This is a genomic window from Nocardia carnea (genome assembly GCF_029868855.1).
Classification (GTDB): Bacteria; Actinomycetota; Actinomycetes; order Mycobacteriales; family Mycobacteriaceae; genus Nocardia; species Nocardia carnea_A.
The window spans coordinates 1-15805 of record NZ_JARWOV010000035.1 but is presented as its reverse complement, the minus strand read 5'-3'; the positions used below and the strand labels follow the sequence as shown (position 1 = coordinate 15805).

Sequence of the window (15805 nt, the reverse complement as noted above, 5' to 3'; positions counted from 1 at the left end):
CCGGTACACATACCCATCGGCCTTGACGAATGCGTTCTGCTGAAAACGTTCGTGGCCGCCGACATTGGCCCGGCGGGTGGTCGGCAGCTGCGCCCAGGTCCGGCCGCCGTGGTGTTGCCTCCCGCCGTGGCCGATCCCCCCGCCCCCCCCCGCCGCCCACACCATCTGCGGGGGGCCGGCGAATTCGTGTTCGGCCGGGCCGGCCTGCCCGTCAAACTCACCGGTGATGCGGCCATGCAGATCGATATCGCCGACGACCGCCGCGGACAGGTGTTCGCCCTGCAGGACACGGTCTTCAATATCGCGTTCGTACTGGCGGTCGCGCTGACCGCGGTGGCCGTTCCGGCGGACGGCAGATCGGTCGCGGTGATCGTGGCCGGGGCGGGGTGTTACGGGGCGGGCATCGCCGCGTTGCTGCTGAACAACCGGCGCAACAACGGGAAGCGGGCGCATCCCGGCCGAGACGCACACGCTGGATCCGCGGTCGTCGACGATCAGGGCTGACCGCGGTCGACCTCGCGACCACGGGCGGCCGCGAGTGTCGCCCGGGCGTCGGGCGGGAACAATGGGGGACAGGCGGAAGGAGGACCGTATGGGACTCGATCTGAACAGCGACCTCGGTGAAGGGTTCGGCGCCTGGAATATGGGCGACGATGCCGCCATGCTGGATATCGTCACCAGCGCGAATATCGCCTGCGGATTCCATGCCGGCGACCCCGCGATCATGCGACGCACCTGTTCGCTGGCGGTGGAGAAGGGCGTGCGGATCGGCGCGCATATCGGCTACCGGGATCTGGCGGGATTCGGCCGGCGGGCATTGGCCATCGCTCCGGCCGAGTTGCGGGACGAAACGCTGTACCAGATCGGCGCTTTGGACGGTTTCGCGCGGGCCGCGGGGGACCGGGTGCGCTATGTGAAACCGCACGGGGCGCTCTACCATGCCGCGGCGGCGCAGCCTGCTCTCGCGGACGCTGTGGTCGCCGCGCTCCGCGAATACGATTCGGCGCTGGTCCTGCTCGGCCCGGCGGGGACCCACCTCCAGGAATCGGCGGCACTCGCGGGTATCCGATTCGTAAGCGAGGGATTCGCCGATCGCGCCTACACCGCGACGGGTGGGCTGGCCGCGCGCGATACCCCCGGCGCGGTCCTGGACGCGGATATGGCGCTCGCCCAGGCCGTCATGCTGGCGGAAACCGGGACCGCGCGGGTCGCGGGCGGCGGGACCGTCTCGATCTCGCCCGACAGCATCTGCGTACACGGCGATACTCCGGCGGCAGTAGAGATGGCCCGGCGGATCCGGGCCGCCCTCGAGGACGCGGGGATCGCGGTAGCGTCGTTCACCTGAACGAGCGGGAACGAGGTGAGTGAGTTGTCGCGGGCCCCACGAAACCGGAACGAGGCGAGCCGGGTGCTGCGCCCCGCCGGCGATCGGGCGTTTCTGTGCACCCCGAACCCGGCGCAGGTCGCCGAACTGGCCGCGGAGCTGCGCGAACGGTCGCTGCCGGGTGTGGTCGATCTGCTTCCCGCAGCGGAAACCGTTCTGGTGACCCTGGATTCACCGGAGTCGGCGTACCGGCTCCGCCCCGAGATCGAGCAACTGGTTGCCGCGGTGAACGAGGCCGATTCCGGCAATGTTTCCCGTGGAACATTGCCGGGCGGCGATCCCGTACAGATTCCGGTCCACTACGACGGACCCGATCTGTCCGAGGTGGCCGACGCACTCGGTATGCGCACCGATGAGGTCGTCGCGGCGCATACCGGCACGGTGTGGCGGTGTGCATTCGTCGGGTTCGCGCCGGGATTCGGTTATCTGGAATCCCCGGACGGCCGGCTCGCTGTCGCGCGGCGGGCGATATCCCGGACCCGGATTCCGGCGGGTTCGGTGGCGCTGGCCGGTGGCTATTCGGCCGTGTACCCCCGGGAAAGCCCGGGCGGCTGGCAGCTCATCGGCCGTACCGACCTGGTCATGTGGGATACCGAACGCGACCCACCCGCACTGATCCGAGCCGGCGGGCTCGTCCGGTTCGTCGACGCGGCGGCCGACCGATGATCGTGATCGAGGAGATCGGCCCACCGGCCACCATCCAGGACCTGGGTCGGCCGGGTTGGTTCGATTCGGGTGTCGGACCGGCCGGAGCGGCCGACCGCGGGGCGCTGCGGCTGGCGAACCGGCTGGTGGGTAACCCGGAAGACGTTGCGGGTATCGAAGTTCTGCTCGGTGGTCTGGTGCTGCGCGCCGTAGAGCCGACGCTGGCCGCGGTCACCGGGGCGCCGGCACCTGCGACCGTCGACGGGACTCCGGTCGGCCATACGAGTGTCCTGTACCTGGGCGCGGGGCAGGTACTGCGGCTGGGTTTCCCGCAAACCGGGCTGCGCAGCTATATCGGGATACGCGGTGGCATCGATATCGCGCCGGTCCTGGGTTCGCGCAGTTACGACACCCTCTCCGGTATCGGGCCACCGCCGTTGCGCGCCGGGACCTGTTTGCCCACCGGCCGGCCACCGCTGAACTGGCCGAACATCGATCAGGCACCGCAACCCGGACTGCCCGAACTCCTGGAGGTCCGCGCCCTGCTCGGCCCCCGGGCCGACTGGTTCACCGACCCCGTCGCCCTGTTCACCGGCCATTGGACGGTCGGCCAGGACGCCGACCGCGTCGGCGCACGCCTGGACCGCGCCGACGGGCCGCCACTGCACCGGGCATCCACGGCGGAACTACCGACCGAGGGCGTGGCGCTCGGATCGGTGCAGGTGCCACCCGGCGGGCAGCCGGTGGTCTTCCTCGCCGATCACCCGATCACCGGCGGCTATCCGGTGATCGCGGTGGTCCTGGACGCCGATATCGACCTGATTGCACAGGCTCGGCCTGGTCAGCGGTTACGGTTCCGCCGCGCCGGGACGGCCTGAGCGGCGGTTCAGCCCGGCGGAGCCAGGCGAGCGTGCATCAGATACACGTTGTAGGAATCCCACTCCGAGAGCGTGAAGTACAGATCGCGGGTAGTGGACCAGGGGTGGATGAACCCGCCGTAGGCCTTGGGATAGTCGGCGGTGGACACCAGCGGCACCGGCTCGGTCCACAGTCCTTGCGGCTGCGCGGCGGTGCGCAGGACGATCGCGCCGCGCGCGGAATCCAGATAGGACATCTGCCACAGCCCGGATTCGGTATCGAACCGCACCGAGAGCTCACTGGCGATCCCCGGCACCAGCGGAGTCGCCAGATTCTCCGACGCCGGCGCCCAGGTCCCGTTCACCCAGTACTGGTACGCGGATTTGTTCAGCACATCGCCCTTGGGCACCCGGGCCAGGCCGATCACACCGATCCGGCCGTTGGGTGTTCCGAACATGTACACGTGGTCGCCGTGCGGAACCATCGCCGCGACCTGGAACCGGCCCAGCCCGAACAGGTTCTCCCATTTGGCGTGCTGATCCTTGACCCAGGTACTGCCGTTGTCGTCGGAGTAGGCGATCCCGCCGTAGTTCGTCCACCACAGGCCCGGTATCCGGCTCCAGCGATTCACCGACATGTAGCTCAGGTACTGGCGCTCACCGAGGGCGAAACCCGAAGTGGGGATAGTGGTGGTCTCCCAGTTCTTGATCTTGCGGCTACCCAGGAGCTCGGCCGCGTGACACCTGCTGTCCTGCACCATGGTGTCCAGGCGCAGCCCGTCGGACAGGTCACGGTCGGTGCTGTAGGCCAGGATGTTGCTACGCCAATCGGCATCCTCGCCGCCGGCCCCACCGGGCACCCATCCCTCGCCGAAGGTATCGCCGAATACCACCGCGATCTCGCCGGGCTTCGTCTCCCACATCAAACCCAGATCGGTGCCGTCGACCTGCCAGCGCATATCGGTCCGGTTCGGCGAACCGTGCCCGGTGAGCTGCTCGACCAGCCGCACCGACTCCACCCGCGGCAGCACCGCCGGCCCCGCGACCGGACCTGGTTCGGCCGGATGGACCACCGGCGGGGGCGCGGGTTGCGGTGGGTCGCCCGGTTCGCCGGGTACGGGAATCGGAATGGGCTCGATCTCCGGTTTGAACTGGATTCTCGGCAGTTTCACCGGGTCACCGGAACCCGAACCGCTGCCCGAGCTGCTGCCGGTGGCCGAACCGCTCCCGGAACCGGTGTCCGGCGGCGCGGGTGGTGTGGTCTCGCCCTTGTCCCTTTCCTCCTCCGCAGGTTCAGGTTCCGGGGTGTCGCGGATATCCGGGCACGGATTACGGCACGGGTCGGCGGGGAGCGGCTCCGGGGCGATCCGGGTGTTGTCGTGCGGTGGATCGGGCACCGGCACCGGGGTGAGCTGCGGTACCGGGATCGGGATATCGATCTGCGGCGGCACCGGGACCAGCGGGGGAGGTGGTGCGGATGGGTCGGGCGCGCGGTCGAGCGGGTCGAATCCGAGCTCTCCGCACTCGTTCACCGGCGGCGGCGCCCACGGATGCGGCACCGCCTGCGCGGGCACCGGTAGCCCCACATACCCCGTAAGCACCAACCCGAGGAATACGAGCCGGCATCGACCCGGCCGGAAACCCCACACCACCTCGGTCAACAGCTCACTGTCTCCTGTCGAGTCCCATTGTCGCAGTGAACCTACCCGAGGCTTACCGCTATCGCGCTCATTGAGCGATCGGGACGCACCGGTAACCGCCGGATGGCACGGGTCACCCGTCCGTCCGGCATCCCGGCACGGTGACGCGGCCGACTATGTGTGGTGACGGGCGGCTGCGGGGAAGTACCCTCGGATCTGATCATGGCGGCACATCCGGACCCCCGATCGGCTTCCCCGTTCTCTCCGCTGTGGGCGGTCGACCTCGGCAGACGACTGTTCGAGCAGTCCCGGCTGGAACAGTGGATCAGCTATACCACCGCTTGGGTGGAACCCATGGCCGACCTCGGCGCAGGCACCGTCACCGCGCTGTTGCCCGATACGGTGCTCACCGTCCTCAGCGAGGGGATCCTGAGCCGGTTCGGCGACCGGGAGATCAGCGCGACCCTGCTCGACCATCACCTCACCGGCACCCTCGACGTGCTGAAAGTGCGCCGCCGCGGCGCGCATTTCCAGACCAAGGCGGTGCTACGGGACCTGGACTGGGACGGCTTGGTACTCGCCGAGGTCACCGTGATCGCCCATGAGGTCCGGCTGGTACCGGGTGTACCCACCAGAATCCGCGCAGCCCGGATCGATATCGAGGGCACCGTCACCCTGCGGGCACTGCTCGGCCGCTTCGCGGACCGCTCGCGCGATTGGGAACTGTCGGTGACCGGCCAGGGGCTCGTCCGCGCGGTCCATCGACGCCGGCGGATCAGCGCCGAACTGGACGCGTCCATCACCGACGACATCCTCGAACTCGATATCCGCCGGGCCACCTGGTTCGGTATGCCCGTGCCCAGGCGATGGCGGACCACAAATCCCATCCGGATACCGGAACTGCCGAGCGGGGCCCGGGTACGGCGTGCTGCCCGCGACGGCGATCTGGTCGCCTTCCGGATCGAAATGGCGCCGGTCAGCGGATCGTTCGACCTGGCGCAGATCCGTTCGGCCATCGTGGCCGGGACCACCCTGATCGTATTCTGACCGCCCGGTTCACTGCTGCGACTGCCACCACTGCCGCAGAGCCTCCTCGGCCTCGTCACGGGTCAGCGGACCGCGATCCAGCCGCAGCTCCTTCAGATAGCGCCACGCCCGGCCCACTTCGGGCCCCGGCCGCAGGCCCAGCAGCTCCATGATCGCGTTACCGTCCAGATCCGGCCGGACGCGCGCCAGATCCTCCTGCTCCTGCAGGCGGGCGATCCGCGTCTCGAGGTCGTCGTAGGTGGCGCGCAGCGCGGCGGCACGACGCTTGTTTCGCGTGGTGCAGTCGGCGCGGACGAGCTTGTGCAGCCGCGGCAGCAGGTCCCCGGCGTCGGTGACATACCGGCGGACCGCGGAATCGGTCCACTGGCCCTTGCCGTATCCGTGAAAACGCAGATGCAGGAAAACCAGCCGCGCCACATCCTCGGTGAACTGCTTCGGATATTTCAGTGCCCGCATCCGCTTGCGCACCATTTTGGCCCCCACCACCTCATGGTGATGAAAGCTGACCCCGCCCCCGGGCTCGTTGCGTTTGGTATCCGGTTTGCCGATATCGTGCAGCAGCGCCGCCCAGCGCAGCACCAGGTCGGGATCGCCGTCCTCTTGGTCGATCGCCTGCTCCAGCACGGTCAGCGAATGCCAATAGACATCCTTGTGCTGATGGTGCTCATCGATTTCCAGTTTCATCGCGGGCACCTCGGGCAGCACCCGCTGTGCCAGCCCCGTTTCGCACATCATGTTGATGCCGTCGATCGGGTAGGCCCCCCCGATCAGTTTGTCCAGCTCGGTACGGACCCGCTCCGCGGTGATCCGCTCGATCTCCGGTGCCATCTCGGTGATCGCATCCCGCACTCGCGGATGCGCGGTGAAACCCAACTGCGAAACGAACCGGGCCGCACGCAGCATCCGCAGTGGGTCGTCGTTGAACGAATCCTCGGGAGCCGCCGGAGTATCCAGCACCCCCGCCAGCAGCGCCTCCATCCCGTTCAACGGATCCACGAATTCCAGCGCACCGTCTGCCGCGATTTTCACCGCCATCGCATTCACGGTGAAATCCCGGCGAACGAGATCGCCTTCCAAACTGTCCCCGAAGCTGACCTGCGGATTCCGCGAAACCCGGTCATAGGTGTCGCTACGGAACGTAGTGATCTCCAACTGCTGGCCGCTCTTGGCCGCACTCACGGTCCCGAACGCCAGCCCGCCGGTATCCCACAGCTGATCCGCCCAGCCGTCCAGCATCTGCTGTACCTGCTCGGGCCGGGCGTCGGTGGTGAAATCCAGATCGGTACCGAGCCGCCCCAACACCGCATCCCGCACACTGCCCCCCACCAGATACAAGTGGAAACCACGAGCGGCGAATATCTCCCCCAACGGGGTCAGCACATCGGAAAGCCGGCCCAGCGTGATCGCTGCCGCCGCCAGCAAACGAGTACGGCGATCCAGCACAGCATCCTCGGACTCCGTCGAAACCACAGCAAAACCTTACTGTGTCTATTCACGCGCCTCCGGCGCCCGGGTTTTGGTCGGCTCCGAGGGTCCTCGATCCGGCGCCGCCGGACGCGACGCCGATAAATACTGCTCTAGTATTGCGTAGTGTCTCCGGCCGATCGTGCGAACAGTCGACGCCGCCAGCCCCGGCGCCGTGGTTCGGCCGGTGGTGCGGCGAAACCGCGTATGCGCACGGTTCGCGAGACGTCGGCCGGGGGATTGGTTGTCGATGGGCTGGACGGTCCGCCAGAGAAGCGCTGCGCCGCCCTGATCGGCCGTACCGACCGCCGGGGACGGCTGCTATGGTCGCTGCCCAAAGGACATATCGAAGAAGGCGAAACCTCGGAGCAGACGGCTATTCGCGAGGTCGCCGAGGAAACCGGTATTCAGGGCGTGGTGGTCGCCGAATTGGGCAGTATCGATTACTGGTTCGTCACCGAGGGGCGGCGGGTACACAAGACAGTGCACCATTTTCTGCTGCGTTCGGTCGGTGGTGAACTATCCGACGCGGACGTGGAGGTCACCCAGGTCGACTGGGTGCCGTTGAGCGAATTGAACTCCAGGCTCGCCTACGCCGACGAGCGCAGGCTGGCAGAGGTGGCGAACCGCCTGATCGACCGGATGGAGACCGGTAAGCGATGACGCGTGGACCGAGTCGGATCATCTTCGTGATCCTGACCATCCTCGGCGCGGTGACAGCGCTGTCCGCGCTGCCCGTGACCGCGGCATATGCGCAGCCGACCGGGTCGGCCGAGGACACCGGTGCGCCGCAGTTCCTGAAGCTGTCCCTGGATTCGGTGAGCCCCGGCACGGTGACGACCGCGAGCGAGCCGCTGCTCACGGTGACCGGCACCGTCACCAATATCGGGGACCGTGGCGTGGACGCCGTAACGGTCCGGGTGCAGCGGTCGCGGGCGGTCGCCGACCCCAGCGAGCTGCGCACCACATTGAAGCTGGATCAGGCCAGCTACGACCATCCGACTCCGTTCCAGGACATCGCGGCGCGGTTGGAGCCGGGCCAGCGACAGCAGTTCACGCTGTCGGTGCCGCTGCGTGACGGGTCGGGGGAGTCGTTGAACATCACCGAACCCGGTGTCTATCCGCTGCTGCTGAATGTCAACGGGACCCCGGATTACGGCGGCCAGGCACGGTTGGACGATGCTCGTTTCCTGCTGCCGGTGCTCGGCCTGCCCGCAGCCGCGGACGGTAGTGCCCCGCCATTGCCCGCGCCGGCCAATCCCGCGGTGTCCACGACACTGCTGTGGCCGCTGGCCGACCGGCCGCGCATGGTGGCCGGTCAGACCGGTGAACTGGACCGGACGGTCGAACTGACCGACGACGAGCTGGCGGCGTCGCTGGGCCGCGGCGGCCGGTTGGACGAACTGGTCGGGGCGTTGGAAACGGTCGTAGGTGACGACCGCACCGCGGACGGTCCGGCTTCGGCGATATGCCTGGCCGTCGATCCGGATCTGCTGCTCACGGTGCAGGCGATGACCGAGGACTACCGGGTTCTGGCCAGTCCCTCGGATCCCGACGGCGCGACGCGGCCGGGTTCGGGCACCGAGGCCGCGAAGCAATGGCTGGATCGGGTGCGGTCGCTGGCCTCGTCGATGTGCACGGTGGCGTTGCCGTTCGCCCAGGTCGATATTTCCGCGTTGGCGGCGGCCGACGATCCGGCACTCACCGCCCGGGCATTGGAAGCTCCCGCACAGATCGTCGATTCGATCCTGAACACCCGGTCGGTGCGCGGGGTGAGTCTGCCCGATGCGAGCAGTCTCGACCCGGCCGCCGCGCAGCTGCTGAAATCACAGGGTTTCGAAACCGCGGTGCTCGCGCGGAACGCGGTGGCCCCGGAGGGCGGGGCCGGTGATCCGTACGCCCCGGTGCCGGACGTGGTGCGGTTACCCGGTATCGCCGGTACTGCCCCACCTCCCGCGCCCACACCGGGTGAGGAGGCCGAACAGCAGGCCGTCCCCGCCGGTGGTCCCGCGCCCGCCGAGGGGCAGCCCGCGCCCCCCGGTGCATCGGCGCCGCCGAACCAACCGGGTAATGGTGGCGCCGCGACGCGTGATCCGGCACTGCGGGTCGCGACCTTCGATATCTGGCCGGCCGCGGCGCTGGCCGGTATCGGTTCCAATCCGCCGACCCCGGCCTACGTCCCCGAATCGGCCCGCTATCCGGTGACCAACGATTCGCGCAGCGCACGGCTGCAGGATGCGCTCGGGGCGGTGTCCTGGCAGGCGCTGCACGCCGACCCGGGGCGGCCGCGCTCCCAGCTGATCATGCCGCCGCAGCAATGGGGCGCGAACCGCGACGAAGCGGTCGCGCTGTTGCGCCAGCTCGAGCTGCTGGTGGACAACAAACTGGTGGATCCGCGGCCGTTCGACGATCTGGTCGGGCAGGCACCGGACCCGGCGCCCTATCAGCTTGCCCCCCTCCCGGACGCCGCTCTCGAGGCGGTCCCCGGACATTTCGCGATACCCGCCCGCGACCAGTCGCACCGGCTGTCCCAGCTACTGCAGGCCATGGTCGAGGTGCCCGAGACCCAGCCGACCCCACGTGCCTATCTGGACCCGCTACGTGACGATCTGGTGCGCTCTCTGTCACTCTCGGACCGGCGCGGTGGCCCCACCGGGCAGGCCGAGGTTTTCGCGCAACGGCGGATCGAGAAAACTACCGCAGCCGTGGACGAGATCTACCGATCGGTGACGGTGCTACCTCCGGGTGGGGTGTATACGCTGGCCTCCGAGTCGAGCCCGTTGCTGTTGGTGGCACGCAACGATCTGCCCATTTCGATGCGAATCCGCTTCCGGATCGACGCGCCACCGGAAACGAAGATCACCGATATCGGCGAACAACTGCTCCCGCCCCGCGGGACCCGCTCGTTCCAGATCCCGACCGAGGTCAGCGACAGCCGAAACCTCGTCGTTCCGATATCGCTGAGCACACCCGAAGGGGTTCCGCTCGGCCATGCCACCTCGATTTCGGTGCGCTCGAACGCCTACGGGCAGATTCTGGCGATCATCACCGCCTGCGCGGCGGCGCTGTTGTTCCTGCTGGCGGGCCGTCGCCTGTGGCGGCGATTCCACGGCGAACGCGATCCGGCGGACAAGGGCGTGGATCCCGGGGTCCGGCGGCGGGTGATCCGGCTCGGGCGGGCACGGCGGCGCGAATCCGGCCACGCCGATCTGCAGGTGAGTAGTGAAGCGCTGGAAACGGGTGGCCGCCCGGCACGCCGCCGGGAACGGGTGTAACCCTCGTCTCTCGATGTCCCCCATCGGACATCTACCGGCCGACCTGGGGAGATGACCGGCGCGGGTGTCCCATGGAAGATGGAAGGGTGCGCGCACCGGCGCTCCTGGTCCGTCCGGGGTGCCGGTGCGCGGCCGGATACGACACGCCGCCCGCACCGTACAGTTCGTTGCGCGCAGCAGCGGCGGCGAAGTGTTCGGCACGACACAGGGGACAACCGGCAAGCGGGGGTCCGGGCGATACAGGAGGCATGATGAGCGACGATGAATCCTCCGCTCATCGGCAACAGCCCGGTAGACAGCCCGACGGTCCACGAGGCCGGCGGGCCCCCAGCGCACCGTGGGAGCGGGTGTCTCCCGGATCGGAGCCGGAGATGACCGGCCACCCGCGCGATACCGACCGTGAATCCTTCCGGGAGCCGCCACCTCAGCTGCGCCGACCCGAGCGACCGGCCGATCCGGCAGCCCGCCCCGGCCCGCCCGTCCGGCGTCCGGGCCCCGGACCGGGCCCGCATCCGGGGGAGGACCGGTATGCCGCGGATCGGCAGCGTCCTCCCGCGCCCGATAACCGGAACCCGGCGCCCGGCCGGCCCCAGAATCCGCCGTCGGGCGGGCGACCCGCCGTACCGTCCGCAAACCCCAACCCCCGCGGCCGGCCACCGGCACCGCCCGCGAACCCGCGTCCCGGCGGCCGGCCCGGTATGCCGCCGCTGGACCCGCCGTCCGGTGCCCGGCCCGCGGTTCGGCCGGATCAGCGCCCCTCCGCACCTCCTTCGGCGGCACCGCCTGCGAATCGGCCCGCGGCGTTCCGGCCACCTGTACCGCCTGCCGGTCGTCCGCAGCCGGCACCCGGTCGGCCGCGCGAAGCCACACCCGATGCCGACCACCGGCGGCCCGTACGACCCGTTCCGCCCGTGCACCCGGAGCAGCCGCGGCCCGAGCCCGGCGGTTCCCCGGGCGGGCCCGTTTCCGAGCCTTTCCCGGCCCAGCGGATGCGGCCGATCCAGCAGAATCGCCCTGCCGATCGGCAGCATCCCGCCTCCGCGCACGGGCAGAATCCCGGTAACTCCGGTCCGCAGCGGCAGCCGAACCGGCCGGGGCCGCAAGCACCGCCCTCCGGGAATCCGCGTCCGCAGACCCCGCCGCGCCGGCAGGCGCCGCCTTCGCAACCGCTGCGCCAGGTCCCACCGGCACGCGAACCGCAGCGCGCCGCGCCCACGCGAGTTCCGGCGGGCGCCGCCGGAAACCGTCCCCGCACCGGCCCGCTGCCGGCAGTTGCCGTGGCCGAACGCCCCGAGGCGCCCGGCACCGGGGACAAACCCGACAACAGCCAGTCCAAGCTGCTCAAGGATTCCGGTTCGATCGCGATCGCCACCCTGATCAGCCGCATCACCGGGTTCGGTAAACAGCTGCTGCTGCTCGCGGTGCTCGGCCCGGCCATCGCCAGTTCGTTCACCTCCGCCAGCCTGATTCCGAACATGATCGCCGAACTGGTACTCGGCGCCGTGCTGACCGCCATCGTGGTGCCCACACTGGTCCGGGCCGAACAGGAAGATCCCGACCGGGGTGCCGCGTTCATCCGGCGGCTCGTCACCGCCGCTGCCGTGATCCTCGGTACCGCGGCAGTCCTGGCGACCGCGGCGGCACCGATCCTGGCGACCCATGTCTTCGTTTCCGCGGACGGCAAGGTCAATACGTCGCTCACCACGGCGCTGACCTTCCTGCTGGTCCCGGCCGTCCTGTTCTACGGCCTGTCGGCTCTGTTCACCGCCATTCTCAACACCCGGGGGGCGTTCAAACCGGGCGCGTGGGCGCCGGTCCTCAACAACGTGGTGGTACTGGTGGTGCTCGGGCTCTATGCCCTGACGCCCGGCGAGATCACTCTGGACCCGGTCCGGATGAGCGATCCGAAACTGCTCGTTCTCGGCTGCGGCGTAACCCTCGGCGTGATCGTGCAGGCAGTCAGCCTGCTGCCGGCCATCCGGCGCCAAGGCATCGATCTGCGCCCGCTCTGGGGCTTGGACAACCGGCTCAAACAGTTCGGCACGATGGCCGCGGCGATCATCCTCTACGTGCTGATCAGCCAGATCGGCGGCATTTTCGCGAACAACATCTCCTCGCACGCCGATGAGGCCGGTCCGGCGATCTACCAGAACGCGTGGCTGCTGCTGCAGCTGCCGTACGGCGTCATCGGTGTCACCCTGCTCACCGCGATCATGCCCCGGCTCAGCCGCAACGCCGCCAACGACGACACCCCGGCGGTGGTCGACGACCTGTCGGCGGCCACCAGGCTGACGATGATCGCGCTGATCCCGATCGTCACCTTCCTGACCGTGGCGGGGCCCCAGGTCGGCGATGCGCTGTTCGGGTACGCGCGGTTCGCCGAGGACGCCTCCCGCCTCGGTACCGCAGTCAGTTTCTCGGCCTTCACTCTGATCCCGTACTCGCTCGTACTGATCCATCTGCGGGTCTTCTACGCACGCGAACAGGCGTGGACCCCGACCTGGATCATCCTCGGCATCACCGCCGTCAAAATCCTGTTCTCGGCCCTGGCCCCGCTCCTCGCCGACAGCAGCGACCAAGTGGTGATCATTCTCGGTATCGCCACCGGCCTCGGTTTCACGACCGGCGCGGTGATCGGCGGCTGGCTGTTGCATCGCAGCCTGGGCGATCTGCGGATGGCCAATGTGGGACGTACGGTCAGCCGGGTACTGCTGTCCTCGCTGGCCGGCGGTGCCGTCATGCTCATCGCCGACCGGGTGATGGGTCTGGACCGTCTCACCGAATCCCTCGGCGGTCCGGGTTCGTTCATCCGGGTCGGGATCACCGCGATCGTGATGTTCGCGGTGGCGTTCGGACTCATGCGCCTGGCCGGGATCCCCGAGGTCGTCGCCATCACGGTCGCGATTTCGCGGCGGCTCGGTATCACTCCGCCGGCGCCGCCGCTCGATCTCGACGAACCCGTCGAAGACGAGCACACCACGCGGATCATGCGCCGGCCCGATCCGTATCTTGCGTACTCCGGCTTCGATTCGGCCATGGACGCACAGAGCACAATGGTGCTACCGGTGATCCGGCCGGACTCGGTTGATCGCACCGTACCCGGCCAGTTCCCGTACCCTGTTCGGCAGACCGGCACAAGTGGCAGACCCGCCGAGTTTGCGGCATACCAGGGCGAAGGAGGTCCGAGGGTGAGCGACGACGCGGTGGGCAAGGTCCCAGCCGCCGATTCTGCGAGGAATCCGGCGAGCGGACGCTTGTCCACCGATGTTCCCCCGGAGCAGTCGGAGCCGGGTGAGGCGCGCACCCAGCGTGCGGATACCGGTTACGCCGAATCTGCCCACCCGCCCGAGCAGACGCCGGACAGCGGGCCACAGTACGACGACGCGGCGACCGGGCAGCCGGACGACGCCGACGACCACCTGTCCGAGGAGCACGTCCACCGCACCGGCGCCACCGTATCGGCCACCGATTCGGTCTACGACACCGGAATGATCGCGGTACCACCGATGACGCAGGCGAGCCGGGTGCAGCGCGGGCCCAAACTCATCCCCGGCGCCTCCGTCGCCGGCGGGCGCTACCGGTTGCTCGCCGATCACGGCGGTGCCCGCGGTCTGAAGTTCTGGCAGGCGCTCGATATCAAACTCGATCGGGAAGTGGCGCTGACCTTCGTCGACGCCGACCAGAAGGCGGCGAGCGATTCGGGTCAGGACGGGCCGCAGGCCATCCTGTCCCGTACCCTGCGGCTCGGCCGGATCAACTCACCGGGTCTCGCGCGCGTTCTGGATGTGGTGCGCGGTAGTTCCGGCGGCATCGTGGTCGCCGAATGGACACCGGGACGTTCGCTGCGCGAAATGGCCGAAACCGTACCGTCGCCGATCGGCGCCGCGCGCGCCATCCGGGTACTGGCCTCGGCCACCGAGATGGCACATCGCAGCGGCGGCGCACTGTCGATCGATCACCCGGACCGGATCCGTATCAGCGCAAACGGCGACGCGGTACTGGCGTTCCCCGGCACCCTCGGCGATGCCGACCCCCAGAGCGACGTCCGCGGCCTGGGCGCGATGCTCTACGCACTCATCACCGCCCGGTGGCCGCTGCGGACCGGCGTCGTCAGCGGAAGTGCAGCCACGGTGGGAGGGCTGCGCCCGGCCGATTTCGGTACCGACGGTACCCCCGTGGAACCGCGCCAGATCCGCCCGGAGGTCCCCTTCGAGATCTCTGCTGTGGCTGTGCGCTCGCTGGAACCGAACAAGGGCGTCCGCACCGCCGCCACCATCCAGCACGTGCTGGAACAGGCCTCGGTGGTGGACCAGAAGACCGATTTCATCCCGGTCCTGCGGCTCGGGCAGCGCGCCCCGGCACCGGCCGACGAATCGCTGGCCGATCCGGAGCTGCTGGCCGCCGAACGCGAGAAATCGCAGCGGATGATGTGGATCATGGTGGCCCTGGGCATTCTGACCGCGCTGGTGGTCGGCATCGTCATCTGGTGGCTGGTGAGCGTTTTCGCGCCGGGGGACTCCAGCGAACCGCTCAACGAGCAGCGGGTGATCGGTTTGACGACCAGCCGTGCGCCGGAGGAATCGCCGAGTTCGGCGGCCCCGTCGAGCACGCCCGGCGCGGCTGCCGGCGTACCGGTGCCGATCTCGGGAATAACGGTGTTCTCCCCGGAGGGCACACCGGACGACCCCGACGGCGGAGCCGCGGCGATGGACGGTGATCCGGCCACCATGTGGAGCACCGACCAGTACTTCCAGCAGTTCCCGGCGCTGAAGAAGGGGGTCGGTCTGCTGGCGACACTGCCCAGCCCGGCGAACCTCACCAAGGTCACCATCACTTCACCGACGCCGGGGACCTCGGTCGAGATCCGGACCTCGCCCACCGGAACACCCACCCTGGATCAGACCCAGCTCGTGGGTACCGCGGTGCTCGGCGACGGAGTCACGGAGGTGCCGGTGCAAAGCGATCAGGCCGCCCGCTACGTTCTGATCTGGGTCACCGGCCTGGGTAATTCCGGTGCCCAGTTCCAGAGCTCGATCGCCGAATTGGGATTCGAAGCAAAGCCCTGACCTGGCATTTCTGCGCCGGATAGCGGTATCCGGAGGACCTGGATCCGGTTGCCGCGCAATGACGGCCGGGATATGATCACGATCCGCGCTCCCATGAGGGAGCCGGTGGGATCAGGGGTTCGGTCCCGCTCGCTGAGTACACGCAGTAATCACCACCGGCCGGGTCTCACCGTGCCGAAGCTGTCGTGGGCGGTTGTCCAAGGGGTTGGCTATTGTCGTCCGAATTGAATGCGGGGGTGCGCGGGGGGGGGGGGGCCGCCCCCGGGGGGGGGGGGGGGGGGAGCCCGGTGGGGCGGTCGTCAAAGGCTACGGAGTCCAACTAGCACCTTCTCGAGCATGTCGATATCGAATGTGTCGCAGTAGGGTCCCGTGGCGAGTTCGGGATGGCGCACCGTGACTTTGCCGGTGTGCAGCAGATCCGCGACCA

At 68.9% G+C, this 15805-nt stretch carries 9 protein-coding genes and 1 pseudogene; 8 read left to right on the top strand and 2 right to left on the bottom strand.

Features of this window, described 5'->3' with window-relative positions; all coding sequences use genetic code 11:
• From QH195_RS02785 to QH195_RS02770, 4 genes and pseudogenes are all read left to right on the top strand, one after another.
• Positions 1–504 (top strand): annotated as a pseudogene (locus QH195_RS02785) (hypothetical protein); the annotation flags it as partial.
• Positions 505–592: 88 nt separating this feature from the next.
• Entirely contained in the window at positions 593–1345 is a 753-nt protein-coding gene (locus QH195_RS02780) for a LamB/YcsF family protein (protein ID WP_280420410.1), read from the top strand.
• 15 nt (positions 1346–1360) lie between these two features.
• Positions 1361–2050 carry a 5-oxoprolinase subunit B family protein gene (locus QH195_RS02775; RefSeq protein WP_280434223.1) on the top strand — a complete coding sequence of 230 codons (690 nt, stop codon included), beginning with the start codon at positions 1361–1363 and terminating at the stop codon, positions 2048–2050.
• Entirely contained in the window at positions 2047–2907 is an 861-nt protein-coding gene (locus tag QH195_RS02770; RefSeq protein WP_280434222.1) for a biotin-dependent carboxyltransferase family protein, read from the top strand. Before QH195_RS02775 ends, QH195_RS02770 begins: the two co-directional genes overlap by 4 nt.
• Before the next feature lie 8 nt (positions 2908–2915).
• Here the strand turns inward: QH195_RS02770 and QH195_RS02765 are convergent, their stop codons facing one another.
• Positions 2916–4487 (bottom strand): DUF4185 domain-containing protein, encoded by a 1572-nt coding sequence (locus QH195_RS02765; protein ID WP_432278255.1) that lies wholly within the window; start codon positions 4485–4487, stop codon positions 2916–2918.
• 261 nt (positions 4488–4748) lie between these two features.
• Here QH195_RS02765 and QH195_RS02760 point away from each other — a divergent pair, with 261 nt between their 5' ends.
• Entirely contained in the window at positions 4749–5573 is an 825-nt protein-coding gene (locus tag QH195_RS02760) for a hypothetical protein (protein WP_280434221.1), read from the top strand.
• 9 nt (positions 5574–5582) lie between these two features.
• On the opposite strand, the gene QH195_RS02755 is transcribed toward QH195_RS02760, so the two are convergent.
• The gene (locus QH195_RS02755; RefSeq protein ID WP_280420406.1) at positions 5583–7043 is read right to left on the bottom strand and encodes a CCA tRNA nucleotidyltransferase; all 1461 of its coding nucleotides are present in this window, start codon (positions 7041–7043) and stop codon (positions 5583–5585) included.
• 120 nt (positions 7044–7163) lie between these two features.
• On the opposite strand from QH195_RS02755, the gene QH195_RS02750 reads away from it, so the two are divergent.
• The 3 genes from QH195_RS02750 (at position 7164) to QH195_RS02740 (ending at position 15378) form a co-directional block, all read left to right on the top strand.
• Complete coding sequence (locus tag QH195_RS02750) at positions 7164–7700, top strand: NUDIX hydrolase (RefSeq protein WP_081595861.1); 537 nt, start codon at positions 7164–7166, stop codon at positions 7698–7700.
• On the top strand, positions 7697–10312 hold the full coding sequence (locus tag QH195_RS02745) for a DUF6049 family protein (protein WP_280434220.1): 2616 nt from the start codon (positions 7697–7699) through the stop codon (positions 10310–10312). Before QH195_RS02750 ends, QH195_RS02745 begins: the two co-directional genes overlap by 4 nt.
• A gap of 989 nt (positions 10313–11301) precedes the next feature.
• Entirely contained in the window at positions 11302–15378 is a 4077-nt protein-coding gene (locus tag QH195_RS02740; RefSeq protein WP_432278822.1) for a lipid II flippase MurJ, read from the top strand.
• Positions 15379–15805: the final 427 nt, after the last annotated feature.

Coding starts and splice junctions, on each gene's coding strand:
- QH195_RS02745 (WP_280434220.1), top strand. CDS start 7,697: ATGACGCGTGGACCGAGTCGGATCATCTTCGTGATCCTGACCATCCTC.
- QH195_RS02770 (WP_280434222.1), top strand. CDS start 2,047: ATGATCGTGATCGAGGAGATCGGCCCACCGGCCACCATCCAGGACCTG.
- QH195_RS02780 (WP_280420410.1), top strand. CDS start 593: ATGGGACTCGATCTGAACAGCGACCTCGGTGAAGGGTTCGGCGCCTGG.
- QH195_RS02760 (WP_280434221.1), top strand. CDS start 4,749: ATGGCGGCACATCCGGACCCCCGATCGGCTTCCCCGTTCTCTCCGCTG.
- QH195_RS02740 (WP_432278822.1), top strand. CDS start 11,302: ATGCGGCCGATCCAGCAGAATCGCCCTGCCGATCGGCAGCATCCCGCC.